Raw genomic sequence first — 26,636 nt, 5'->3', positions numbered from 1 at the left:
CATCACACCCTTTTCATATTAAACAAAGTTCCTCGCATCATTATTTCTTCCAAACTTATAAATAGCAATTAAGAAGAATGCTACCGCAAAGGCAATTAAGATTAAAATATTTAAATACAAATCTGAAATTGGAATTCCTTGTTGTAGTTTTGATACTGTGTCTAATAGCCATCTCTGCGGAAGAAAATCAGCTACTTTTTGCACTGCTTTTGGCATAATGTCATACGGAAAATAACATCCAGCAAGTAAACATGTCGGTACAATAACCATATTTTGCATTGCATTTGCTGATGCTGAGTTTTTCGAAAAAGCGACAAGCACTAATGATATTCCAATCGCTATTAATGCAAATAGCATGAGTACGCCGATCATCACTATGAAAGGCATATTGATATTCGTATGAAACACATTCGTTAAGAATAGAACGGTAATTAGAATTTGTACTGTTAGTATCATCATATTTACCCCAACATTAGATAATATGAATTTCTTCCCATCTATCGGTGTTGATAAGAGTCTGAAATACGTTCTATTTTCTTTTTCTTTTAAAATATAACCTGATAAGTTCGCTGCTGAAAACAGCATAAACATAATAAGATAACCCATCGTTTGGTTTGTCATAGCTTTATTTTTCGAAGTATCTTCTAGTGTCTCAGACCGTACTTTAAATGAGCTTTTTTGATAACCAGCATACATATTATTAAATATACTTTGATCTGTTCCTGCTACTTTACTAATAGCTGCTACATTATCAATATAGTTATATAAATATGATTTTATAAATACTGTTACTTGATCACCTTTAATCGATGCAATTTCAACATGATCTGGTTTCCCTTCTCGAACACCTTTTGAAAAACCAGAATGTAATGTAATGACACCATCAAGTTTTTTGGAAGTGAGTTTATCTTCTACTTCCGACTCCTTAACCTTACTCACATTCACATGATTTAATCCTTCTAAAAATTTCACCGTATCATTTGCTATCGGCTCGTTTTCTTTATTTACAATCCCGATATTTAACGATCCTTGCCCTACATTTCCGTATATCGAAAAAGAGATGAGCGTTCCGATTATTGGCAAACTAATAATAATGAATAAGCCTTTTTTATTTTTCAAAAGGACAGATAACGTTTTTTGTATGAGCCATAAAATATCTTTCATACTATAGCCCCTCCCGTCTACGTAATGCAATAATCGCAATTAATAAAAAGAGTGCTGAAATTCCGAGGTTTAAACATATTACCGGCAGCGCCGCTCCTATATCATTTGCATAAATAATTTTCATGACAGCCGTGTTTGCCCACATTAATGGTGATAAGTTCGTAATGAAATTTTCTTCTACTACGACATATGCCCCACCAAAAATAGAAGCTAACTGTATAACAACAAGAATAATTGCTCTCGATGATTCAGCCGTTTTCGTAATATACCCAATACCTAAACCGAAGCTAATCGCTAGAAAAACTTGTGTTAATAAAATAATAAATATGATTCCAAGATGGTCGCCCCAATTCGCTCGAAAAACAAATTTACTAAATAACATGACGAGTAATACGCAAAGGGCATTTGCTACTAAGCTACCAAGTACTTTTCCAATGAATATTTCAGCCTTACTTATAGGCGCAGCAATGAGACGATCTCCTGTTTTACGTATTCGTTCTCCTCGAATTAAAGAACTCGCTCCCATCCCAGCATATAGTGCAATCATCGTTGTCATTACAACCGCATAGTAATCCATAGAACCTGGTTTTTTCGCAGCTTGTAAAGATGTTTCTTTTATATAATCATTATGATTTCCGTTTGAAATAACTGCGCTCACCTTACTAGGATCTACTTTTGCAACTTCGGTCGCTACATTGTACTTATCAACAAATGTTGTAAGCATACCTTCCACAATACTTCCCTCAATACTACTTTTGTCACTTCCGTATAATTTTGCACCATCTTTATTTAACTCTACATAAGCAGCATATTTATTTTGCTTCACTTCTTCTTTCCCATCTATACTATCGGAAGCTTTTTTAAAATGAATACCCGATTTATCGACTTCTTTCGTAAATGCTTCAAACGATTGAGAAAATATGCTACTCGCTTCATCTTTATATAGCACTTGTATATCCTTAATCGATTGACTATCACTATTAAATGCATTCGTTAACGCTGTTCCTAACACAAGCATTAGTACAATCGGAAATGCTAACATAAAAACTAAAGTTCTTACGTCTCTGAAATCTCTTTTAATATGCATAACTGCAATATTGAAGATGTTCAATTGATGAACCTCCCTTTACCTTTTCTTCATTTACCTTTTATTTATCTCGTAAGTTTCTTCCAGTCAACGTAAGGAATACTGTTTCTAAGTTTGGAGCCTGCTCCTCTAACGAACGAATTTCAATGTCATGATTAATGAAGTGCTGAATAATTTTATTTAAATTGTTTACTCCTGCATCCGAGTTTACTTTAATTACGTTCTCTTCAATTTGAACAGCTTTCACACCGTTTATCTCTTTTAACTGTTCTACATCTAAATTTTCTACTGACTTCACTTCAACCCAAACGTCTTTCGTATTAGTAATAATCGCTTTCAACTGCTCTTTCGTACCTTCTGCAATTACTTTACCGTGATCTACAATTGCTATTTTCGTACAAATCTCTTCTACTTCTTCCATGTAGTGGCTCGTGTAAATAATGGTACTTCCCATTTCATTTAATTTTCGAACAGATTGGAGAATATAGTTTCTTGACTGTGGATCAATTCCAACTGTCGGCTCATCCATAATAATTAACTTCGGTCTATGAGCGATTGCACAAGCGATATTCAGTCTTCGTTTCATCCCGCCTGAAAAGTTTTTCGGGTAACTTTTATGTTTATCGCTAAGCCCTACAAACTGAAGTGCTTCCTCTACTCTCGCTTTTAGTTCAGCCCCTCTTAACCCGTACAGTCCAGCAAAGAATTTCACATTTTCATAGGCAGTTAACTCTTCATAAATCGCGATATCTTGCGGAACGATACCGATATTCATCTTCGCAAATCGATTATGTTTCTTTATATTTTTTCCTAATATGCTAATTTCACCTTCATTACTTCTTAACAACCCAGCAATCATATTTATCGTTGTACTTTTACCAGCACCATTTGATCCTAAAAAGCCAAATATCTCTCCTTCTTTAATAGATAAAGACATATTATCTACCGCGATGAAATCACCAAATTTTTTTGTTAAATTTTTAATTTCTAATGTATTCATCATTTCACCCCTATTTCGGTTTCTCTGCTTTTAGTATAAACAAAAAAAATGAACCTGCTCAGTGCAAAAGTTCATTCTTTTCACATGAGATTATTCACTTTTTTCATATGAGATGATTCATCTTCGTCCGATTCTCTTATATCGGCAACAACATTGTTACTGAAAAACCACTTGTTCCATCTACAATAATTTTTCCGTTTACTGACGCTGTTCGCTCCTCCATCCCCATAATCCCGAGACCTTTCTTAACGAGAGCTACACCTTTTCCGTTATCCTTCACTTGCACTTTTACCATCTTGTTAAGTACATGAATATCGATTGAAATGACTGTCGCATCAGCATATTTCATCGCATTAGTTAATGCCTCCGTAACATTTTCACCGATAATCTTCCACTGAATCGGTGAAATCATATCTAAATTCCCTTTATATACGAAAGGAATATTTATTTCATGCTTACCGGCAAATTCCTCTATGAATAATTTCATACGATGAATGCCAATTTGCTCAGTAGGTGGCTTCATATTTTTTAATGTAACCCGAATACTTTCAATTCCATCTTTCGAAATATGAATTGCATTTTGTAATAACTCGGCAGATTTTTCTTTATCTATCCCCATTAATCTCTTTGCTGCCTCCATTTGAATTAGCGCTCCTGTCATTGAGTGGCCAATTTTATCATGAATTTCTTGAGAGAGCCGGTTTCTCTCTTCTAACTTAAATGTGTACTCCGATTGCTTTATGTACTCTTTATTTTCATGTAAGCTTTTCGTCAACCGCTGCATATCTTTTCGCATCTTATCATTTTGTGATTCAAGCTTTAATATACGCGATGTATACCGTTCTGCCATAGTTAATACAATGAAAGAAAATGCAACAATTAATCCATATGTCATTCGAATACTTTCATCTGTAAAAATAATAGGCATCATCATAATGATAAAGATCAGCCATTTCTTCTCTATATAACGAAATATAATTTCATATAAGTTCAATGGTAAAAACAAAATGAAAAACAGATGAATCTTCCATGTAAATAAAATAACTAGGCCAATTGACAGAGAAGTTAATATGCTTTTGGGCGTATCTTTTTTAAATATAGAAATGAGCACATTTACAGAAAGATATAAAAGCAAAGTAAGTATAATCCATGGTAAGTTCACGACATTTAAATAAATGTAACTAAACACAATATATATAAAGACAATTAATTTACTTACAATTAACCAAAATTCCATATCACTAATCTACTTTCCCTGTTAAATAATAAATCGCAATTTGTGTGCGATGTTCTAGTCCAGTTTTCCCTAAAACAGATGTAATGTAATTTGCAATCGTTCCTTCTGATATGAAAAGCTGCTTTGAAATTTCTTTATTCGAGAAACCTTTCGCAATTAATGCGATAATACTAAGCTCTCTTTCTGTAAAAAGACTCTTATCTATTTTACATTCGTCCTCTTTGCTTTCCATTAAATTGCACTTAATTTTATCAAGGACTACATCTTGCATAACAGTTTGACCGTTATATACTCCTTTTATTGCATCACGAATACGCTCTGGATCATTATTTTTTAATAAATAACCTTTCGCTCCGTTTTTTACTGCATCCAAAATATATTCATCATCATCGAATGTCGTTAAAATTAGCGGTTTCGTTCTCGTCTCTTCACAAATAAATTTCGTTGCCTCTACCCCGTTCATATTTGGCATACGAACATCTAAAAGAGCGATATCAACGTTGTTCTTTTTACAATATTCCACTGCTTCTTTCCCATCATTTACTGTATCTACCACTTCGAACTCTTCATATGTATTTAAAATAATTTTCATGCCTTCTCTAATAAAAGAATTATCGTCTGCTATTAATATTTTTATTTTCATGTTTGTTAGTATGGACCTTCCCCTACTAACATTCACATCCTTTCTTCCCGTAACATTTCCCACTTGCTCATTATATACTCCTTTTTACCATTTTTTCACACCTTTTTTCATATAGCCTCCTTTCTAAAAATATATTATTCTTTTTTTACAACATGTGTAGGGTGACCGGTCATTTCTTACGTCTATATAATAGAATGCGTCAAAAAGGAGGGAGAGACCCATTGAGGAAAAACAATTAATTGAAAAAGCACAGCAAGGAAGCGAACATGCTTTTCGTATCCTTGTGCAAACATATCGTCACTATATTTTCCAAGTTATCTTTTCTATTTTAAGACATGAAGAAGATGCGAAAGATGTTACACAAGAAGTATTCGTAAAAATTCACGCCTCTCTCCCTAATTATCAATTTCGTGGATTAAAAACGTGGATGGCGCGTATTGCCACCAATCACGCTATTGATTATAAGAGAAAAAAAGCTAGAGAAAACGAAGAACTCTCCTTATGTAAAAAAACTGAGGAAAATATAAAATCCTCTCATAATATTGAGGCTTTATTATTGACGAAAGAGCAAAAATTACTCATTGCTCAAAAACTGAGAGAACTTCCCGAAAATTACCGTGACGTCGTTCTCGCACATTACTTAGAAGAAAAAAGCTATCAAGAAATAGCTTTACAGGAAAACATCGAAGTGAAAACTGTCGAAATGAAACTGTATCGAGCAAGAAAATGGATTAAAAAACATTGGAAGGAGGAAGAGTTTCTATGATGCATTATTCAAAAGAAGATTGGCGCAATTATACATTAGATTTTATCGAAAACAATGAACGTGAATCTATGGAAGAACACCTTTATGAATGTGATCATTGTTTAGCACTTTATATGGAGAGTATTGATGAACACCATGAAAACCTTCCAATGATAAATGATGATTCATTTACGAACGAAGTTATGACGAAAATTGATTTTGAAACGCTACAACCTAATGAAAATGTAAAGACAAACTCACTAAAGCGAACGATTATTCACTACATAATTGCAACCGCAGCTACAATTATTTTTATGGTAAGTGGTTTATTCCAATATATTTTCACAGCGACATCAAATTTCGAGAAATCTTCAAAACATAACGAGTCTTCTATCTCACAACAAATTGTAAACAAATCGGTAGACACATCAAAAAAGGACGGAGGTTCAAAGCATGAATAAAAATCCCTTTTTAGCACTTGTATTAGGGCTAATTCCTGGGCTTGGGCATTTATATTTAAAAAAGATAGGACGGTTTATTTTATATAGTGGAGGGGCTTTATTACTATTTTCTTTTGCAGTTTTTTGCGTAGTAGAATTAGGAGAGCGCACCATTGTCTTTCTCCCCCTATTTTTACTAGCTGTTCTATGGATAATTAACTTACTAGATTTAGTTATCACCATTATAAACCAAACGAAAAAACAAGAAGCTGGAGAATTGATAAATCCCTCTAAAGAGAGCGAACGATTTTATATCATTCTTCTATCAATCATCCCTGGACTTGGACATTTTCAATTAGGACTTATGCAACGTGGACTTACATTTTTAGTCGCTTGCACAGGAATCGGAAGTATGATTATTTTCGTTGCACTTTTAACATCGCAAGAAAGTTTCCTAATCTTCCTTATTACATTACCTGTTTTATGGATTTACAATTTCTTCGATGTTGTTCAGCAACTCCAGAAAAAAGAACGTGGCGAGCGACTAGATGATCGTACAATTTTCGAAGAGTTTGAAGAGCATCGTGAACAAGGAAAGAAAAATAAAACATTCGCTTCTATTTTAGCGATGTTCCCCGGAGCAGGACATATGTATTTAGGCTTACAACGCCGTGGCCTTCAGCTTATGGCAGCCTTTTTACTTTCAATATATTTACTCGACTTATTAAGACTTTCGGCGTTTTTATTTTTAGTACCAATCATTTGGTTCTATAGCTTCTTTGACGCTTTACAACAAACTGCAAAGTATGGAAAAGAACGTGTAAATGACGAACCTATCATTGATTATTTTATCAATCATCAAAGATGGATTGGTATTGGGTTAATTACACTTGGTGGTTATTATTTATTAGATCAAACAGTCCTTCCTATTTTGAATGATTACTTTGCAACTATATTTAACATTCATCTTAGCGAGCTCTATTATCGCTATTTCCAAACATCTATCGTTGCACTCCTCTTAATTGGTGGCGGCTTTAAATTGTTAGTTGGAAATAAAGAAAACAAAGGTGGTACACAAGAATGAGAACATGGCGCGTTGGAACATTTTCAATGGGGCTTTCTATTATTTCATTAGGTTGCTTCTTACTATTTTCAGTTATAAAAGGTACTGAGGTATTAGATTCCTTAACAGCATGGTGGCCTGTTTTACTTATTATACTTGGCGTGGAAATTTTACTATACCTTCTATTTTCTAAGAAGGAACAATCCTTTATTAAATATGATATTTTTAGTATTTTCTTTATCGGCGTTTTAGGAAGCGTCGGAATTGCTTTTTACTGTTTATTATCAACTGGATTACTAGATGAAGTTCGTCATTCTATTCATACCATTCGCCAAACGAGTAATATTCCAAGTGAACAACTTGATATACCTGATTCTATCAAAAAAATTGTAGTGGATGCAGGGCAGCACCCTCTAACAATAGAGGGAAATAATACAAATCAAATTCACCTTCTTGGAACATATGAAATGACGACGAAAGGTAATGAAAAACTCAATTTAAAACAAGAAGATTTCCTTTCAGTTCAAACAGCTGGGGAAACGATGTATATCACTTTAAAATCATTACCAGTTCAACATACGTTATGGAATTCAGCACCACAGGTCAAACCGACACTTGTTCTTCCGCAAAATAAAAATGTAGAAGTTCGTGCTTCAAATAACGACCTATCCCTTTATCCAGGTCAATTACAAAATAATTGGTTTGTACAAGAAAGTTCAAATGTATCTGTCCATTTAACGAAAGAAAGCGATGTATCTTTAATCGCCGTAACAAACAAAAAAGAAGCACACGGAAACACACCTTGGGAACAAGTTGAAGATTTAACGAAAAAAGAAGAGAATACTTCAGAAGAAAATAAAGAATTCAACGGCCAAGAACATTGGTATAAAAATTCAATTAAAACAGGCAATGGGACGTACAAGTTAAATATTGAAAAAGCTTATAATATCAATATGAGTATTATTGAAAAATAAAAACCTTCCACAATTGTGGAAGGTTTTTCTCATATAATCGCTTTAATTCCTTCTAACACTAATCCAATCATAAATCCGCAAACAGCCCCGTTTACTCGGATCCACTGCAAATCTTTACCGACGTTATTTTCAATCATTTCAATTAACGTTTTATCATCTAACTTATCAAGATTTTCTTGTACAAGTTTTCCGATTTTCGAATGATTCTTTTCAACAAGTGTGACAACTTGTTTTTGTAACCACTCTTCTATTTTTTGTACAGTCTGTTCATCTTCTTTTATTTTATTCATTTGTGTTTGTAAAAATGGAATAACATACTTATCCGCAAATTCTTCGTTTTTCACAAAAGTAATTGCCCTTTGTTGTACTTGCTCCAGCATCTCTTTAATTTTGTCAGTAGCATCCCAATTGGCAATCCATTTTTCTTTCCAATTTTCTAATTCTTGTAGTAACGCTTCATTCTCTTTTACATTTATAATTTCTTGGCGAATTTTCGATAATATAAGTTGTCTTGTGCTATTATCCGCATCTTGTAAGCTGTTAATATTGCTAATAATAAACTTCTGCAAAATGCCGCCAATTTTATCTTCATCTACAATATTCATAAACGATTTCAAAGTAAACTGTAAAAATCCATCTACTTTTATGTTTTCCATCGCCTTCATACCTAAGCTTCCGAGCTGGTATCGCGCTTCATCTTGCGCTGTCCAATCTTTCACTTTTACTAAAATGTAATCAAGTGTCTTTTCATCATATTCTTGCACAACTAATTGATCAACAAGCACTTGTAGTATGTTACTTGTATTAATTGTATGCAAATACGTTTTTAGTTCTTTTTCAATAATAACCGCTAATTTTTCCGTATCTATCGTAACAATCGCCTTCTCAGCAATCGTTACAACCCCTTTTTTCACAGCTTCAGACTGCATTTCTCTCTCAGCAATTTGCAGCACCATTTGTGCTAGCTGCATTTCTTTTACTTTATTCGTAATACTTTCTTTCGTCAGCCACTCATTTTCTAACGTGTTAATGAGCCCTTTCGTTACTCGTTTACGATTTTTAGGTAATAACGCTGTATGTGGAATTGGAATTCCCATCGGATGACGGAATAATGCTGTAACTGCGAACCAATCCGCCAGTCCACCAACTAATCCAGCTTCAAATCCCCCTTGAATAATCTCTCCAGCTACCGTTCCTTGAAACGGGATAGAAGCCGCAAAACCTACTCCCATAACCCCAAGCGAAATACCCGCTATATATTTAGTCTGTAATGACATCGTATACACATCCTCTTATTATGTAAAATAAAGCATTTTTGTTATATGTATTTCATATTCGTTCTTTATATCTATACTATAATGAACTAATGCGAAAATAACAAAGAATTTTATGCACATGAAAAAAATGAGGCTGTAAAAAGCCCCATTTTTATTTTAACGTTAATTCCACACCTGTTTTATAATACCCATTCATCACGTCTTCGGGAACCATACTTCCACCAGTTCCCCACACAATATGAGCACCTTTCTTCATCTTCTCTGTTAACTGTTGTTTTTGTAAATACCTATCTTCTTTACATACTTTCACTGGCCCTATCATACCGGCTAACGCAGAAGGTTCTAAATAAATATTTTCCGTATCTGCTAGTTCTTTCAACAATCTATATAACTCTTCATCACTTACTGTGTAATTCCCACTCAAAAATGGTTCCATCGTTTTACCGACAAACCCGGATGGTCTTCCTACCGCTAGTCCGTCCGCGTCTGTTACATTATCAATCCCGATATCTTGAACAGCAATTTTATCATGAAGTCCTGTCATTAAACCGAGTAACATGCATGGAGAATGCGTTGGCTCCGCAAAGAAACAGTGCACATTGTCTTTATACAATAACTTTAAACCAAATGCGACGCCGCCAGGTCCGCCCCCTACTCCGCAAGGAAGGTAAACGAATAAAGGATGCTCTGCATCTACAACAATCTCTAACTCTTTTAATTGCTTTTGTAAACGGGATGCTGCTACTGCGTATCCTAAAAATAAATCATGTGAGTTTTCATCATCTACAAAATAACAGCTAGGATCGGCATCTGCTTGCTGACGCCCCTCTTCTACTGCTTTACTATAATCAGCTTCATACTCAATAACGTTTACACCTTTACTTCTTAGTAAATCTTTTTTCCATTCTTTTGCATCCGCCGACATATGAACAGTTACGTTAAAACCTAGTTTCGCACTCATAATCCCAATGCTTAACCCTAAATTACCTGTAGAACCTACAGCAATTGAGTATTTTGCAAAAAACTCTCTACATGTATCATTATCTAAAATAGAGTAATCATCATTTTCTGTTAATATTCCGTGCTGCAATGCTAATTGCTCAGCATGCTTCAGCACTTCATAAATGCCGCCTCTAGCTTTAATTGATCCTGATATCGGAAGCCCGCTATCACATTTTAATAGTAATTCTCCTAATATAGGTTTCCCGTAATTTTTCTCTAGAGACTGTTTCATAGTAGGTATCTTCACTAAGGGAGATTCAATAATACCGCCCGTTTCTTTCGTTTCAGGAAAAACTTTCGCAATGTATGGTGCAAAGCGTTTTAATCTTTCTTCCGCATCTTTTACATTCTCTTCATTAAGTGGCGAATCTTTTATTGCCGTTTCATACTTTTCCATGTTCGGATTCACCCAAAATACTTCTTCTGTTGCAATTAATTTATTTATTAGTGGATATTCCTCTTTTAAATTCTCTATTCCCTTCATTTCTCTTCCTCCTCATAACCTTGTAGCTTACGATTCAATAAATTATAATTAAATTAATTTTAATATAGTTTAACACAAATAATTCACTTTAGTTAATTTTAATTTAATTTATTTAAATATAATTTAATAATAAACGAGGAGTTTTTCATTATGGAAAATATAGATATTGGCAAAAAGATTGAAAAACAAAGAAAAGAAAGAGGGTTAACGAGTAAAGACTTAGCAAAGATGGCCGAGATTACACCATCTATGTTAAGTCAAATTGAGCGAGGGTCTGCTAACCCTTCTATCCAAACATTAAAAGTACTCGCTAAAGCGTTAGATGTTCCAACATTTAGCTTTTTACTTGAAGATACAAATACAGACGATTTAATTGTACGTTCTCATAGACGAAAAAAAATGATTATCGATAATTTATCATATGAATTGTTATCACCTGATTTCACAGGAAATTTAGCAACAGCGATTATGACTGTTCCTCCGAATACAGCTTCATCAGAAAATGTACTAGAACATAAAGGGGAAGAATTGGCATTTGTATTAGATGGAACAATTACATTGTATTTAAACGAAGAAGAGTACACTTTAGAAACGGGTGATAGCGTAAAAATACCCGCTTATTTAAAACATAAATGGGTAAATCAATTCGAGAAAAATGCGATTGTTTTATTTTCTGTTACCCCGCCGATTTTTTAATATAAAATAAAAAAGATAGCCACGCATGGATATACTCCATATGTAGCTATCTTTTTATTTTTTCGGGACCAACAAAATTCCTAAACTAATAATAAAGAAGCTCATTATTTGCTGTATTGATAAACCAAATACAACCGAGTGTTGTTCACTAATAAACGAAATAATAATATGAGCAATACCTTCAACTATTAGAAAAATACTTATGTTCTTTCCATTTCCGAGTCTTTCATTTTTCATCCATAACAAGCCCATTATGCAAAGAGCAAGGATGATCTCGTATACAAAAATGGGGTGATATAAAAATTTAGATTCGTATATTTTCACACCCCAAGGCAAGGTCGTTTGTACACCTACTTTTTGGTGGAATAGAAAATAAAAAACAATACTCATACATAATCCAATAGGCAAGGCATCAAGTAAAATACGAAGTGAAAATTGCTCCTTTTTACTTTTCCAAACAATGTATACACTCGCAATTATGCATCCTGCTATAATATGCTTCATACTTCCTATAGCTAATAATGCTTGCAATGGCGATTGAAAAGCCCATACTGGATTAATAATTGCCGGTGCAAATTTCCACACAAATACGATGATTAGAAATGCATTTGTTACTGTATCCATCATTTTTTCATATGGTACACTTTCGTTCTTCATCTTTCGTTTCATCAACATAAATCCAAATAGACTTCCAATTATAAGAGATACGGGTTGTAACCTCACGATCCACTCCATTAATACAAAATCCCCTCTTTAACTCTCAATTAATTTCTTAAATTTCTCTTCTAATTGATCTGGAGGTAATACGCCTCGTACTTGCTCTACTATAATTCCATCTTTATTAACAAAAAATGTCGTTGGTAAAGAAAATACTTTATAATCTAACCCAGCTACTCCATCCATATCTAGTAAAACCGGAAACTCAAACCCATAGCGATCCGCAAATGCACCTGCTTCTTGTACTGGGTCACTTACAGTTGCATTCACCGCAAAAATTTCAACGTCCTTTTTATATTTATCATACATACGAACTAAGTCAGGTGCCTCCATTTCACATGGACCACACCATGATGCCCAAAAATTAATAAGATACGGTTTTCCTTTTGCATCATTTAACGAATGCAACTTCCCGTCTAATCCTTTTAACGTTATGTTTGGCGCTTTAAATCCTACTTGTGGTAATACTTCTGTTTCTTGTAACTCCGCTTGTTTTGCTTTTCTTTCTTTTTCTTCTTTTTTTGTATTATAAAAGTTCACTCCGGCCCAAATTAGTGCCCCGGCCAGTATAATCGCAATTAGTTTCTTCACTTTTCTTCCTCCTCATTTTTAAAAACCCGTAAATCCACCAAACAGACGAATAAAGAATGCTGTAATTTTCGTCATTTGATTTGTATACAATAAAACACCTGTTATAATCATCATTCCGCCGCCAATTTTCATCATGACATTGGCATATGTAACAATCCATTTTACCTTCCCAATAAAGAATGCCATCACGAAAAACGGAACTGCGAACCCAAGAGTATATGCGGTAATATAAAGAAGTGCTCCTTCAGGATTCGTCGCACCAAGCATGAGTACAGCTGAAAATATCGGTCCAACACATGGCGTCCATCCTGCTGCATATGTCATACCGACTATAATAGAGCGAATATACCCAGTCGATTTACTTCTATACTGCACTTTTTTCTCTGCCATAAGCCACTTAGGTTGAAATAAGCCTGTCATAAACAATCCCATCAAAATAATAAAAATCCCACCAATTTGTTGAATCAATTTTTGGTTAGATGAAAATGTTATTCCAATCCAGCTTACCGATAACCCTAACGCATAAAATATAACCGAAAATCCAATCACAAAAAATACGGTATGCATAATCGCTGATTTTTGCATCATCCCACGATTTTCTTTTAAATCTTGAATAGACACACCTGTAATATATGATAAATAAGATGGATATAGCGGTAAAGAACATGGTGATATAAATGACAATATCCCTGCTCCAGCTACAAGCCAAATTGTTAAATCTGCTGCATTCATTTTATTCCCCCTAAAACACTACATAGAGTAGTGTTGATTCGTAAAAAAAAAGAGGCTATATGCACTCTCCGACAATAAGTACAACCGACATACAGAATAGACCTAATGTGACATACACCGAATTCGTATGTAACGGAATCGTAAGCTTAACAACTTTTTCATTTAACACTTGCTCGATTCGTAAATTTATTGCTGTTTTTGCAAATGAAGCTGTAACACATCGATTTTCCATCGTCTTTATTTTAATTAATTTTAATAATGCACTGCCTAACTCGAATTTAGATTTCATTTTTCGCATTGCATACTTATCTGCAGCTAACTCTTGATACACATGATAACGCTGCAATAGCCCTTTTAATATCGGGATGTATATCATTCCTTCTGCTAATAACGTAAAACAAAATAATTTTAATGGATCTCGATTCGTTTGATGATATTCTTCATGAAAAATAATCGCATCCATTTCTTCATCTGAAAATGTTTGAAGCATCCCTTCTGACATGACAACTTTCGGACGAAATAACCCAATTGTAAATGCCGCAACTTCCTCGGTCGGCAATATATATATTTGCTTTCCTTTTCGAATAAAAGGGATAAGTACTTTTTGTAACTTTTTACTATAGAAAAATTGTCGCCAAATTCTTTTGCACACGATGAATACAGTAAGTAGTAAAAATCCAGTAATTATAATACGAATGAGCGATAATTCCTTCATATGTTGTTCTAACTGGAACAAGCAAAAATTCGAAAGAAAGAACGCCTTATTTTGAAACAGAAATGGATATGTAACATAATACACTAACATACTGAAAAAGAGGGTACTAACAATGACTGCTAACAATACGATTTTACGCATTTGCCATTTCATTTTATTGATCCTCTTTTTTCAACTGACTCAATTTGTCTTCTAATTTTTTTATTAAAATCGGATCGGCCTGTTCTAACTCATCTAGCATATGATTTACAACTAAATCTCCAAACTCCCCCATCAATTCCTGTGTCATTTTCTTCGTTTGATTGGATAAGAATTCTTCTTTTGTTTGTACAGCACGATATATGCCACTTCTTTTCACAGTCTGTTTTTCTAAGTGTAATTTCTCCACTAACCTGTTCATAACTGTCATAACAGTATTAAAATTCACAGGTGATTCTTCACTTAATTTCTGCTGCACTTCTTTAATCGTAATACCTTCGTTAGACCAAACAATCTCCATAATTTTCGCTTCAAGCGGTCCAAAGAAATGATTTAACCCTTGCTCATTTAACTTATAGTTTTGAGTAAACATAGTATAGCTCCTTTCACACTACGAATTGTAGTATAAATTAAATGAAAGGTCAAATGCGAATGAGATACACTAAAATTCACTACCTATAAATACATAGGCCATTCCATTCATTTTAAACCTAATTTTTCTCCAAATGTATCAAAGAGATACTGCTCTAATATTTGTACACTAAACTTCTCATTACGCCCAAGTGCAAATAATTCCCGATCTTTTGCTACGATAGTATCTAACGGAATAACGACGTTATCCACTATTTTTGTAATTTCAATGATGTTACTTTTGACATTTACCTCTGTTTTAAATTCAATATTTTCTAATACGATATGTGAACGTCTTCCTGATGTAAAAAATGTAAAGTTAGGATTTTTTACAACACCAATTTCAGCCTCTAACGCATATAAATAGTGAAAAATTATATCTCTATGTCCATCTTTTATTATTTTTTCATCCTTCTCATCATCTAAGTATTCTTTCACTTTTGCTGCAAACTCAAATCGAAAATCCACTCTTTCACGCTCCCTCTATTCATTCTATATTAAATAGATATATTGAAATAATTTTACCATATTGCGGTACAAGTTCCTATTAAAAGTAAAAAGCACTTTTCAAACCCCTATTTTTTCTAATTCTTTTTTTAGTTCCATATTAATTACTGCGTCGTTATATTAATTTAAACATATTTTTCCTATATTTTGAAACAATAGTATGAAATATTATATATCAATAAACTGTTTCTAATTCATTTTTCTATTTAGCTATCACCACCTTTACTATTCCGATATACTGAAACTTCATTTTCTACTTATTCATTACATGAGAGAAGGAATGTAACTCTCTTCTATCGAATTTTTATATAACGAAAATGATTAGGTGGTGCTTTACTATGAAATTAGCTGTCATTGGTGGCGGTGATTTACAAGATTCAAATCACTCGCCTATTAATGAGCGACTTATAGAATTAACAAATAAACTGTATCCAAAAGTATTATTCATTCCTACAGCTAGTCATGATGATGAAAGCTATATAAAATTATTTTTAGACACGTTCGAAAAACAATTACACTGTGAAGTACAAATTTTACGCACTATAGCCGATACACCTTCTAAATATGAAATAGACGAAATGATTCAATCAGCTGATTTAATTTATCTCGGTGGCGGGAACTATATTCACATGCTTACACAATGGAAAGAACATAAACTAGATGAAAAATTATTATGTGCTTTGCAGCAAGGAACGCTCATTGCAGGCAATAGCGCTGGTGCTATGTGTTGGTTCACATCTAGCATTCGATCAGATTATGAAGGCTCTGGTTATATAGAGAGCAACGGATGGGGGATTGTAAACAAAAGATTTTGTCCACATTATAATCAATTAAATAGAATGAACGCCTTCCATTCCTTTTTACAAAACCATCAAGGTAATATAGAAGGAATTGCACTAGAGGATAATTGCGCTCTATATATTACAGAAGAATCTTTTGAAATTATCGGTGAACCTGAAAAAGCGTGGGAGTTTTATATGAGTGATAACAAACTCATTAGACAACATTTTGATATTACTTTAAAAAGCTATTTATAAAGTGAAACTTTAATCAGTGGGGATTTTGTTCATCCCCCACTGATTATCAGCCCTCACCAATCGGGCTTTTACGGGCAGTTGATCTCCCATCTAACTTCTTTGCTCCAGCCAAATTTTGAGGTGGGAATCTTACTGTCCGGCGAATAGCGGGATAAACATACACTTACAAAAAAATGTCCCTAAGTTCATTTTTATCAAGACCTAAATTGAAAAAAGTCACAAATAACAATGCCCAGACATATTAGTCATGTTTAATATGTCTGGGCATTTTATTTAGTAGAAAAAAAGCTATTTATTCAATTTTGCTTTTCGGCAACGATGGTAATTATTTCCATTATTCCTGTTTGCAATAGTAGACTCCCACTCATGCCCAATTTCGCATAACCACCAAACTTTTTTATTAGATGATTTCTTTATTTGCGAAGGTGATAAATTTAGATTCTTAGTTGGATGCCATTGTGTAGAAAGTTCAGGCGTCAATGTTGCTAAGTCTGTTTCTCCAATTATAGCTCGATTGCCAGAAAAGTAGGGGCAACCACTTTTCTGGCGGGGCCTTTGATCAACCTTTGCTTCCCATCCACCCAGCACATATCCATAATCAGGACAAGTAATAAATTGCCCTACTTCTGCTGGTTCTTTTGCTCTTGGTATCTCGGCTAAACCCCATGTTGGTTCAAACGATATTTTCTATCAAACTTTAACTCATAGCTACGCTTATCCCACTTTTTTATCTTTACTTTCTGATTTATGCAAGATAGATTCACCTTCAACATCTATATTTGGAAGAATCTTATCCAGCCATTTCGGCATATACCAAGCTGCTTTTCCCATCAATGTCATAACGGCAGGAACAATCGTCAGCCTAACCACAAAAGCATCAAATAGAACTCCAAATGCTAGACTCATCCCTATAGCCTTTACCATTGGGTCTGGCATAAGCATAAAGCCAAAAAATACAGCTATCATGATTAATCCTGCTGCAGCTACAACTTTTCCGCTGTCTCTCATCCCTGCAAGTATAGCTTCCTTTGGATTGCCTGTATGCATGTAAACTTCCCGCATACGACTTGCAAGAAACACTTCATAGTCCATTGCTAACCCAAAAAGGATACCAATTGTAAGGATTGGCAAGAAGGCAAGAATTGCGCTAGAAGAAGGGAAACCAAATAAATCAAGAAGATTTCCATCTTGAATAACAAACACGGCAAATCCTAGTGTTGCAGCCAATGAAAGGAGGAAGCCTACTACTGCTTTTAAAGGAAGTAATAGGGATCTAAATACTAACACTAACAGGACGTATGCCAGTCCTACTACAAGCACTGCGAATATAGGTAATGCTGTATTTAGCTTTTCTGTTATATCTATATTGACCGCCGTTGTACCAGTAACTAATAACTCAATGTCATTTTCTTTTTTTGTTATATTCGACTTTTCTCGAATATGCTTCACAAGATTCTTTGTTTCTATATCATTTGGTCCCGTTTTTGGGGTCACAGTGATAATAAAAACGTCACCAGAAGAATTAGGGAAAGCTGGTGTTACACTCTTAACATTCTTTAGCTCACCAATTTCTTCTGTAATCTCCGCCATTGCTTTTTGTGTCTTTTGTGGGTCTTGTTTTTTACTATCTATTTTTGCTGCCACAACTAGAGAAGAGTGAACACCTTCCCCGTATGCTTCTGTCATGAGATCATATGCTTTTCTTTCCGTTGTATCTTTTGACATGGTATCCCCGTCATCGGGCAGTCCTAGGTTCATATGGAAAAATGGAAGACTAATGACAGCAAGTAATGCAATAGCCAGGAAAGACATAACTAACGGATGTTTTGTGACAAGCTTTCCCCATTTATTCGAAGGTACTTTGCCTTCTTTTGCACCTGTAATTTTTTTCAAGAATTTATTTCCTGTAGAGGGCTGAAATCTATGCCCTACTATTCCTAGTAAAGCTGGAAGTACGATAATGGAAACCAATACAGCACATAATATACTAATAGATGATACTGCTCCCATCTTGGTTAAAAAAGGAATCTTCATGACAGATAATCCAAGAAGTCCAATTATTACAGTGATTCCAGCAAAAACAACGGCACTCCCTGCAGTACCAGTTGCTATAGCAATAGATTCTTTAACGGAATGTCCTTCGCCAAGTTGTTGTCTAAATCGAGTCATAATAAATAAAGCATAATCAATTCCAACGGCTATTCCCAACATGATAGCCACTGAAAGCGAAAGATCCTGCAATTCAATAAAATTAGAGCCTATCATCACTACGAGCATTCCAGTTCCTAATCCTATAATAGCAGTGATAATAGGCATCCCAGCTGCTAGGAAAGATGTGAATGTAATCGCCAAAATTATAAAGGCAATAACTATTCCAATAGCCTCCGATTCACCATTTGATTCGGCTACAGTAAATTTTACATCACCGGTTAACTCCGTTTGGATTCCCTCCTCACGAGTTTGTTCAATTTTGTTTAATACATTCTTCTTAGATGATTCCTTTATATCTTCAGCATCATTTTTATAATTTACAACAGCATACCCCATGGTATTATCTTTGGTTAAATTTTTAAGTTGCATAGGGGTTGCAATTGATTCAACATTTGAATCATCTTTTTTAATATCAGACAAAGTATCCGTAATCACTTTATTTACCTGTTCCGAATCTAATGTCTGATCTTTTGGTGCTTTAAAAACTATTTTAATTTGGGCACCAGCACTTTGAGATTCAGGGAATTCTTTTTCTAACAACTTGCTTGCTTTCTCAGCTGGTGTGCCTGGAATCGTTAACTCATCATTGAAAGAGGGACCTAAACTTCCAGCTAGTATCCCCAAGATGAATAAAATTCCTAAGGTACTAAAAACAATACTCTTCCCATATTTTGCTGCCCAACCACCTAATTTGTAAAGATACTTTGCTATTTTAATCTCCTCCAACTTCGTTATTTACAATAAGTAAGTACATGGTTTCAAATGACCTTTTTGTATACATTGACAGTAATCAAATTCCTTTTATAGAATAAGCATAGTCATCATCGAAACATTTGTATTAACATTAGCACTTACACATGTAAGTATAAAAGAGAGGGGTGGTTTTTCAAGCACTTTTAGATAAATAGAAGCTAAAACTAACAAAATGAAAGGATGTGTTAGCGCTGAGAAACTCACGTCAGGATGGTATATATTCCCAAGAATACATTACAGAAGCTTTGGGCCTGCTGCTGCAAGAAAAAAAATTGGAGGATATAACAGTTACGGAACTTTGCAAAAAAGCTGGAGTTGCAAGAGTTACATTTTACAAATACTATCGTACCATTTACGATGTGCTTAATGCCTCTATGCAAAAAGGTATCGACAAATTTTTAGAAGAAATTACTTATTTGGATTCTCATGATAGTCTTCAACTTTTTATAGAAGATTTAATAAGTTTTATGGCCAATGAGCGTATCCTAATGAAAAACATAATAGATTCCAATATGTCTGGTCTTCTTCTTGATTATGTTAATTCCGCAATAAAATCTATATTTGAAACAGACAATCCGATCAGTAATAACATGAGCAAAGCTCAGGCATTATTTTTTATTGGTGGATTCTTTAATGTCTTCATTGATTGGATCAAAAGATCGTCAAGAGAGTCTCCTCAATCTTTAACTGAAAAAATATATGAGATGTTCCCAATAAAAAAAGAAATATAGAAAATTTCCCCTTCTACTAACCAGCCCCTTTTTGTGACATAAAAATAGCTGCCAAAATGGCAGCTATAATCAAAGAAAGTCTTTCTTAAGGGTGTTGAAAATTTATTTAATGTTATTGGCATTCCCTTTCAAATTGAAAAATATCTTGATTTTTCGATTTTATCTCTCAATTGTTAAAAATTACTTAGCATTAGTTTTTTTATGAATATTCAACAAAAAGCCTATTTACTCTGAACGAGATGAAAATGATTCTTTTAGAGAAGATACACCACTCTTTAGTTCTGATGCAAAGATCATATAACTTTGAGATAAAGATTATTCTTATATAGTATAAGAATGTGTCTCATTTTGACCATAAGTAATAATGGTTTAAAATTAAGGTATGAGATAAAGTTAATAAATAAATCGGAGGATGAAATGTATAAATTATTGATTGTTGAAGATGAAATACATATAGCGGATACACTAAAAGAACATCTCGAAAAATATGGATATCATTGCCTCATTGTAGAAGATTTTCAAAAGGTATTAGAAATTTTTCAAGATTTCCAACCCCATCTCGTCATAATGGATGTTACCCTTCCTGCCTTTGATGGTTATTATTGGTCCCGTAAAATAAGACAAATATCGAATTGTCCCATTGTGATTCTCTCTGCTCGTATGAGTGAGACGGATCAAGTGTATGGCATTGAAAATGGAGCTGATGATTTCATTACCAAACCTTTTTTATTAGGAGTAGTTCTTGCAAAAATTAATGGACAAATTCGTCGTATATATGGCGAATATGCCAGAAATGTACAGGAGAAAATTTTCAAAATAGAAAATACAATTTTAAACTTAGATACTGTACGATTATGCGCACCTAATCAGGAGGAGCTATTAACGATAAAAGAATTCCAGCTATGTACAATGTTCTTTGAAGCATATCCTAATGTTGTAACAAGACAGCAACTCCTTACAGCCATTTGGGATGAGGAAGAATTTGTAGAGGAAAATACATTAACAGTAAATATTGCAAGATTACGAAAGAAATTAGAAGCCATTCATTCTACTTTAGAAATTAGAACTATTCGAGGAATTGGCTATCAATTAACGGAGAAACTCACATGAAGTTATTTTTAAAAGACCATTTGAGTTTTATTATTCTTTATATTATTACATTTATTAGCTTACCAATCGTTATTCATCGATTAGATGGTTTTGAAAATCATTATACCTATTTTATATTTCTAGCCTGCTCTCTATTAATCGTATTACTTTTTGGTCGTTATTTACGTCGTAAAAAAATGTATGCACATATTGGGAACAAGAACATCCATACGGACAGTTTCATGATTTATCAGCCAATTGCTCCATACGAGAAAGCATACGCAACTCAATTGCAATATATTCAATCCTTATTTTTATCAAAAGAAGAGAAGTATAAGAGTTCTTTACATAATCAGCAATTAATGATTTCTCATGCAGTTCATCAAATGAAAACGCCACTTTCTGTCATTCAACTGCTTATACAATCCAATCAGTTTAAGGAACCAAATTCCCTTGCAGAATGGCTAAAAGTAAAAGTTGAATGTGATAAACTGAACTTCTCTTTAAATCAGTTACTAATGTATAGTCGCTCTACTAAATTATTAGCAGATTTAAAAATAGAACCAATTCCGTTAAAACATGTCGTACAGGAAGTTATTAACGATTTAAAAGATTATTTTATTGAGAAAGAAATATTTCCTAAAAGCACCATACCGGAGCATATATTGCTTTATTCAGATCGTAAATGGCTAAAAGTTGTGGTTTACCAGTTATTAAGTAACGCTGTTAAATATGGCGAAAAACACTCTTCTATTATGATTCATTATGAAAATGGACAGTTATTCATTCAAAATAAAGGAGAAACGATACCTGAAAGTGAAATAAAACGTGTTTTTGAATTATTTTACACAGGAACGAAAGGACGTACAAAAGAGGAAGCAACTGGTATCGGTCTTTATTTAGTAAAAAGGATCCTTACTACATTAAATCATCCATACCACCTACATTCTAAAGATAATGAAACAACATTTACAATAGATTTCTCAAGAAGTATAGAAACGGCTACCAAATAAGGTAGCCGTTTTGAATGTGACAATTTTGTCATCTTGCTGTCACATTGAGAGATGTTAAGAAGTTACAAGCATATTTATACTAAAATACTGAAAGATACAAAGGAGTGAAATATTAATGTTAAACACAATCTTAAATGTAAAGAATCTTCAAAAGGACTATACAGGGGAAATTATTTATAAAGCATTAAAAGGGATTGATTTTCATTTAGAAAAGAATGAGTTTGTTGCCGTAATGGGTCCTTCCGGTAGCGGTAAAACAACATTCCTTAACTGCATTTCCACAATCGATCCTCCAACTAAAGGATTAGTTACAATTAATTCGAAAAATCCTTATGAATTAAATGATACTGAACTAGCAAAGTTTCGTCGTACAGAATTAGGGTTTGTCTTTCAAGATTTTAACCTTGTTCATACTTTAACAGTAGAGGAAAATATTTTATTACCGTTGACACTCGACTCTATACCGGCTACTGAAATGAGTAAACGTTTAGAGAAAGTTACAACTTTCCTAGGGATTAAAGGAATTTTAAAGAAGCGTACATTTGAAATTTCAGGAGGACAAAAACAACGTGTGGCAATTGCGCGAGCTGTTATTCATGAACCTGGATTATTATTAGCCGATGAACCGACTGGAAATCTAGATTCTAAAGCGGTAAATGATGTTATGTCGTTATTTGAATCAATTAATAAAACCTTTAATACAGCTATTTTAATGGTGACTCATGATGCCTATGTTGCAAGTTTTGCACATCGTGTAATCTTTATAAAAGACGGCATCCTTTATAACGAAGTATATCAAGGTAATAATAAAAAGGAGTTTTATCAGGAAATCATGGATACACTTACATTTTTAGGTGGTGGTCAGCGTGAGCTTTAATCATATAGTCCTTCAAAACATTTTGCGCGATAAATGGACTTATATTTCCTATTTTTTAAGCAGTGTATTTTCCATTTTAATATTTTTCTTATTTTCGATTATAGCATTTCATCCAATGGTGATGACCATTCAAATAGGAAGTACACTTAGCCTTGTAATGATGCTTACGAGCTTTATTGTGTATATTTTTTCATTCGTGTTCATCATTTATTCGATGTTTTCGTTTTTGAAAAAGAAAACGAAAAATCTTGGAATTTTTATGATTACTGGAGCATCTATGCAGCAAGTTCGTAAGATGTTGTTCAGAGAAAATATGCTTATTGCTTGTGTAGCAATTCTAACAGCGATTGTACTTGGGCTTGTAATTGCCCCTTTGTTTTTAATGATTACTAAAAGGTTGTTACAAGCGAGTAGCTTTGGTATGTATATACCAGTACAAGCTATCGCATTAACAACTGTTCTATTTACAATTTTATTCTGTATCGTTTCTAAATTTATAACACGTTTTATTAACAAAGAAGAAGCTGTTCGTCTATTAAAAGCAGATGTAACACAGGAAAAGTTAATAGCACCTGCACCATGGAAGTTGTTACTATCTGTAATAACGAGTGGATTTTTAGCACTATCACTTATATTAGAAATGAATTGGGTTGAATCACTTGGAATGGTCTATTACATTTTACTATTTGTCAGTTCCCTATTAGCCATCTATTTTATTATCACACAGGGAATGTTGTTTTCGATTCGTGTATTACAAAACAGACCGTCGTACTACCAAAAGACAAATATGCTTTACGTTTCGAACCTAAAAGCCAAAGGACGCTCACATGCCCACCTTATCTACTTATTAACAGTTTTGTTGTTAGGAGTATTTGTATGTACAAACGTACTGTTCAGTTCTTATTACAATATAGATAAGAGAGTTGAATCAATAGAACCGTACAGCTTTCAATATCTCTCACTTCCGGGAGATACACCGGAAGTTGAGAAGGAAGATGTTGCATTTATTGAAGATGCATTAGCAAACCAAGGTAAATACGATGCATATTATTCTGCATTTAAAACAGATAAAAATTATAATATCGGCTTTATGTCAGTTTCGAATTATAATGCACTTGGCTTTCATAAAACGATTTCATTAAAAGATGATGAGTACTATGTTGCGGCAGGATATCAAAATATTCTTCCAAGTACGGAATTAATTCATGACTATCCGTTTGGAGAACTTAAATACGCAGGTATTGAGAAACGAAATATTTTAATGTCAGGCGTTCAAAAGGTATACTATGTCGTCCCGGACGCAGTTTATGAAACCATTGATTATCCTATATTTAAAGTATTTTCTTATGAGGTTGAGAATTGGACTGAAAAACTCGAATTGGCTGAAACCATTTTCTCTAAAATTACCCCAAAACAGTATGAACGCCAAATTCATTCAAAAATTGATTTATACAATACAGAGAAGTTCACGGTGAGCCTTTTATTCTTTATCGGTTTTATGATGAGCCTTATCTTTTTGAGCGCAGCAATGAGCATACTTTATTTTTACCTGCAAATGGAATTTGAAGGAGAAAAAGAAAAATATGCTGGAATTCGAAAAATTGGATTTTCTGTAAAAGAATTAACTTCTGTTGTGACCAAAGAGTTAGCAACTTTAATTTTTACACCGTTTGTCCTTGCATCTATCCTTCTATGTGGAGCTATGTTTGGACTGCGTAACCAGTTTCCATCAGGAATTTATGGAGTCACAGCAATAGGTGTAGGAATCTTTTTATTGCTATTTGTTATAAGCTTTTTCATCATACGACGAAACTATTTGAAAAAACTAATGAATTAACAATACATGTATTTAATGTTTTAGATACTTCATCTAAAAATAATATAGCAAGTTTACCCAAAGTTTTACTATTCGAGAGGTTCTATTTTTTTATAAAAGAACCTCTTGGACAAAAAATAATACTTTTTTATGAAAGTATATTTTGTATGTAAGAAAACAAAACTGTGTTTTCAAAAGATTAATAGTATCTGAGTAACATGTAAAGTGGAGGTTTTATATTTTATGAGGTTAAATGCTTTTCAATTAAAGATTTTTGCAATGATCCTTATGGTCATTGACCACGTGTATACTTACATTCCGGGTATGCCAATGTGGATGCATCATCCAGGACGTATTGTAGCGCCAATTTTCTTCTATTTTGTAGTGGAAGGATTCTTCTATACACGAAATCGTACAAAGTATGCTACACGTGTATTTATGTGGGCAGCGATTATGTTTGCAGGTTCAGCGCTAATTCAGTACTTGTTCCCAAGGGAAGGTGGACTTCACAATAATATTTTCTTGTCACTTGGAATGAGTATTGTTTTACTTTGTACGATTGATTATACGAAACGTACAAAAAACTATTTACTAGGAATTCCAGCTACCATTATTGCGGCTATATTAGGACTGTTTACAGAAGCAAGTGATATTGGCGTGATCATGACATTAATCTTCTATTTCTTTAGAGAGAAGAAAATGTGGTTAATTATCACATGTGTATTACTTTCATTAATAGAGGTACCGACATCACTTATGTCTGGAGAAATTTTTACGGAAATGGGTTTATTTGGGTTTAACAACCAATGGATGATGATATTTGCGTTACCATTCTTCTTCTTATACAGTGGAGAACGTGGTGTAAATAATTCATTAACAAAATATATGTTTTATATTTTCTATCCGGTCCACTTATGGATTATCTATACAATTGGATATTTTGTGAGTAAATAAAGAGAAAGCTTTGCATAATATGCAAAGCTTTCTCTTTTATTAAAGTATCCTTATTTTACTAGGAACTTATCCCCCTGGCAAAAACACAACTTTGTATACAAACCCTTTTCATCCTATTCGTATATAAAATCCCATTATTTTTCAAGTTTCTAAATGAAGTTGTAGGGAATGCATCTTACGGGAAGTTTTTAGTACATTCAAATTTTGCTTAGCGTGCGAAATTCGCGTTTTGTTGGTGGTACTCCATCGCTATCAAGTTAAAAAATACATTCTTCCCCAAAACGAAAAAAATAACATGAGTTCTTATAAACAACAGTAGAAATATAAAATTTTGTTTTGGGGATATCTTAAAATCTTAGCTTGATGTGGTGCTACCCCACATCCATCAACTTAAGGTATATTTTCAAACAAAATGCGGTCTTTCCATATAGTTTTTTATTATCTTTTGTAGATTTTATAAAAGCAGGCATAT

The 26,636-nt window shown here is 33.6% G+C and carries 27 protein-coding genes; 12 read left to right on the top strand and 15 right to left on the bottom strand.

What is annotated here, in order from left to right; genetic code table 11:
• Positions 1-18: 18 nt before the first annotated feature.
• From ACUXEY_RS10370 to ACUXEY_RS10350, 5 genes are all read right to left on the bottom strand, one after another.
• Positions 19-1,164 carry an ABC transporter permease gene (locus tag ACUXEY_RS10370; protein ID WP_461300616.1) on the bottom strand — a complete coding sequence of 382 codons (1,146 nt, stop codon included), beginning with the start codon at positions 1,162-1,164 and terminating at the stop codon, positions 19-21.
• Between the two features lies 1 nt (position 1,165).
• On the bottom strand, positions 1,166-2,275 hold the full coding sequence (locus ACUXEY_RS10365) for an ABC transporter permease (RefSeq protein WP_461300615.1): 1,110 nt from the start codon (positions 2,273-2,275) through the stop codon (positions 1,166-1,168).
• Between the two features lie 37 nt (positions 2,276-2,312).
• Positions 2,313-3,251: an ABC transporter ATP-binding protein gene (locus tag ACUXEY_RS10360; protein ID WP_332297575.1), complete on the bottom strand. Its 939-nt coding sequence runs from the start codon at positions 3,249-3,251 to the stop codon at positions 2,313-2,315.
• A 136-nt stretch (positions 3,252-3,387) separates the two neighbouring features.
• Positions 3,388-4,488, bottom strand: coding sequence for a sensor histidine kinase (locus tag ACUXEY_RS10355; RefSeq protein ID WP_461300614.1), 1,101 nt, complete (start codon positions 4,486-4,488; stop codon positions 3,388-3,390).
• Between the two features lie 4 nt (positions 4,489-4,492).
• Positions 4,493-5,131 (bottom strand): response regulator, encoded by a 639-nt coding sequence (locus tag ACUXEY_RS10350; RefSeq protein WP_429603063.1) that lies wholly within the window; start codon positions 5,129-5,131, stop codon positions 4,493-4,495.
• A gap of 283 nt (positions 5,132-5,414) precedes the next feature.
• Between ACUXEY_RS10350 and ACUXEY_RS10345 the strand changes: the two genes are divergently transcribed.
• From ACUXEY_RS10345 to exsE, 4 genes are read left to right on the top strand one after another with little or no spacing between them, the layout of a single operon-like run.
• Entirely contained in the window at positions 5,415-5,897 is a 483-nt protein-coding gene (locus tag ACUXEY_RS10345; protein WP_461300613.1) for an RNA polymerase sigma factor, read from the top strand.
• Positions 5,894-6,337 carry a hypothetical protein gene (locus ACUXEY_RS10340; protein ID WP_461300612.1) on the top strand — a complete coding sequence of 148 codons (444 nt, stop codon included), beginning with the start codon at positions 5,894-5,896 and terminating at the stop codon, positions 6,335-6,337. Before ACUXEY_RS10345 ends, ACUXEY_RS10340 begins: the two co-directional genes overlap by 4 nt.
• Positions 6,330-7,400: a hypothetical protein gene (locus tag ACUXEY_RS10335; protein WP_001039108.1), complete on the top strand. Its 1,071-nt coding sequence runs from the start codon at positions 6,330-6,332 to the stop codon at positions 7,398-7,400. The genes ACUXEY_RS10340 and ACUXEY_RS10335 overlap by 8 nt, the downstream gene beginning before the upstream one ends.
• Positions 7,397-8,353 carry an exosporium protein ExsE gene (gene exsE, locus ACUXEY_RS10330; RefSeq protein WP_461300611.1) on the top strand — a complete coding sequence of 319 codons (957 nt, stop codon included), beginning with the start codon at positions 7,397-7,399 and terminating at the stop codon, positions 8,351-8,353. The genes ACUXEY_RS10335 and exsE overlap by 4 nt, the downstream gene beginning before the upstream one ends.
• Before the next feature lie 29 nt (positions 8,354-8,382).
• Here the strand turns inward: exsE and ACUXEY_RS10325 are convergent, their stop codons facing one another.
• Together ACUXEY_RS10325 and ACUXEY_RS10320 are read right to left on the bottom strand one after the other, a co-directional pair.
• On the bottom strand, positions 8,383-9,630 hold the full coding sequence (locus ACUXEY_RS10325) for a DUF445 domain-containing protein (protein WP_166702427.1): 1,248 nt from the start codon (positions 9,628-9,630) through the stop codon (positions 8,383-8,385).
• 151 nt (positions 9,631-9,781) lie between these two features.
• Complete coding sequence (locus ACUXEY_RS10320) at positions 9,782-11,116, bottom strand: D-serine ammonia-lyase (RefSeq protein ID WP_461300610.1); 1,335 nt, start codon at positions 11,114-11,116, stop codon at positions 9,782-9,784.
• Between the two features lie 150 nt (positions 11,117-11,266).
• On the opposite strand from ACUXEY_RS10320, the gene ACUXEY_RS10315 reads away from it, so the two are divergent.
• Positions 11,267-11,812 carry a helix-turn-helix domain-containing protein gene (locus ACUXEY_RS10315; protein ID WP_461300609.1) on the top strand — a complete coding sequence of 182 codons (546 nt, stop codon included), beginning with the start codon at positions 11,267-11,269 and terminating at the stop codon, positions 11,810-11,812.
• A gap of 54 nt (positions 11,813-11,866) precedes the next feature.
• On the opposite strand, the gene ACUXEY_RS10310 is transcribed toward ACUXEY_RS10315, so the two are convergent.
• The 6 genes from ACUXEY_RS10310 to ACUXEY_RS10285 form a co-directional block, all read right to left on the bottom strand.
• Positions 11,867-12,547 (bottom strand): prolipoprotein diacylglyceryl transferase family protein, encoded by a 681-nt coding sequence (locus ACUXEY_RS10310; protein WP_461300608.1) that lies wholly within the window; start codon positions 12,545-12,547, stop codon positions 11,867-11,869.
• Between the two features lie 18 nt (positions 12,548-12,565).
• Positions 12,566-13,120 (bottom strand): TlpA family protein disulfide reductase, encoded by a 555-nt coding sequence (locus tag ACUXEY_RS10305; RefSeq protein WP_048527220.1) that lies wholly within the window; start codon positions 13,118-13,120, stop codon positions 12,566-12,568.
• A gap of 18 nt (positions 13,121-13,138) precedes the next feature.
• Positions 13,139-13,852, bottom strand: a complete 714-nt coding sequence (ccdA, locus tag ACUXEY_RS10300; protein WP_078418489.1) for a cytochrome c-type biogenesis protein CcdA — start codon at positions 13,850-13,852, stop codon at positions 13,139-13,141.
• 55 nt (positions 13,853-13,907) lie between these two features.
• A complete protein-coding gene (locus ACUXEY_RS10295) occupies positions 13,908-14,720 on the bottom strand; it encodes a M56 family metallopeptidase (RefSeq protein WP_461300607.1) in 813 nt (270 codons plus the stop codon).
• A 1-nt stretch (position 14,721) separates the two neighbouring features.
• Entirely contained in the window at positions 14,722-15,138 is a 417-nt protein-coding gene (locus tag ACUXEY_RS10290; protein WP_078418487.1) for a BlaI/MecI/CopY family transcriptional regulator, read from the bottom strand.
• A 107-nt stretch (positions 15,139-15,245) separates the two neighbouring features.
• The gene (locus ACUXEY_RS10285; protein WP_078418486.1) at positions 15,246-15,644 is read right to left on the bottom strand and encodes a DUF3942 family protein; all 399 of its coding nucleotides are present in this window, start codon (positions 15,642-15,644) and stop codon (positions 15,246-15,248) included.
• 377 nt (positions 15,645-16,021) lie between these two features.
• Between ACUXEY_RS10285 and ACUXEY_RS10280 the strand changes: the two genes are divergently transcribed.
• Positions 16,022-16,720: a peptidase E gene (locus ACUXEY_RS10280; protein ID WP_166702413.1), complete on the top strand. Its 699-nt coding sequence runs from the start codon at positions 16,022-16,024 to the stop codon at positions 16,718-16,720.
• A 288-nt stretch (positions 16,721-17,008) separates the two neighbouring features.
• Here ACUXEY_RS10280 and ACUXEY_RS10275 read toward each other — a convergent pair whose 3' ends face one another.
• On the bottom strand, positions 17,009-17,308 hold the full coding sequence (locus ACUXEY_RS10275; protein WP_461300606.1) for a zinc-ribbon domain-containing protein: 300 nt from the start codon (positions 17,306-17,308) through the stop codon (positions 17,009-17,011).
• Positions 17,309-17,434: 126 nt separating this feature from the next.
• A complete protein-coding gene (locus ACUXEY_RS10270) occupies positions 17,435-19,642 on the bottom strand; it encodes an MMPL family transporter (protein WP_461300702.1) in 2,208 nt (735 codons plus the stop codon).
• Positions 19,643-19,866: 224 nt separating this feature from the next.
• Between ACUXEY_RS10270 and ACUXEY_RS10265 the strand changes: the two genes are divergently transcribed.
• From ACUXEY_RS10265 to ACUXEY_RS10240, 6 genes are all read left to right on the top strand, one after another.
• Positions 19,867-20,415: a TetR/AcrR family transcriptional regulator gene (locus ACUXEY_RS10265; RefSeq protein ID WP_461300605.1), complete on the top strand. Its 549-nt coding sequence runs from the start codon at positions 19,867-19,869 to the stop codon at positions 20,413-20,415.
• Between the two features lie 417 nt (positions 20,416-20,832).
• Positions 20,833-21,525, top strand: coding sequence for a response regulator transcription factor (locus tag ACUXEY_RS10260; RefSeq protein WP_461300604.1), 693 nt, complete (start codon positions 20,833-20,835; stop codon positions 21,523-21,525).
• Positions 21,522-22,517 (top strand): sensor histidine kinase, encoded by a 996-nt coding sequence (locus ACUXEY_RS10255; RefSeq protein ID WP_461300603.1) that lies wholly within the window; start codon positions 21,522-21,524, stop codon positions 22,515-22,517. Before ACUXEY_RS10260 ends, ACUXEY_RS10255 begins: the two co-directional genes overlap by 4 nt.
• A 115-nt stretch (positions 22,518-22,632) precedes the next feature.
• Positions 22,633-23,394, top strand: coding sequence for an ABC transporter ATP-binding protein (locus ACUXEY_RS10250; protein WP_098297908.1), 762 nt, complete (start codon positions 22,633-22,635; stop codon positions 23,392-23,394).
• A complete protein-coding gene (locus tag ACUXEY_RS10245) occupies positions 23,384-25,231 on the top strand; it encodes an FtsX-like permease family protein (RefSeq protein ID WP_461300602.1) in 1,848 nt (615 codons plus the stop codon). The genes ACUXEY_RS10250 and ACUXEY_RS10245 overlap by 11 nt, the downstream gene beginning before the upstream one ends.
• A gap of 222 nt (positions 25,232-25,453) precedes the next feature.
• Entirely contained in the window at positions 25,454-26,164 is a 711-nt protein-coding gene (locus ACUXEY_RS10240) for a TraX family protein (protein ID WP_461300601.1), read from the top strand.
• Positions 26,165-26,636: the final 472 nt, after the last annotated feature.

The organism is Bacillus sp. F9_6S_D1_P_5, from assembly GCF_054823925.1.
Note: the sequence above shows the minus strand (reverse complement) of the source record. Positions and strands in the feature narration are given on the sequence as shown.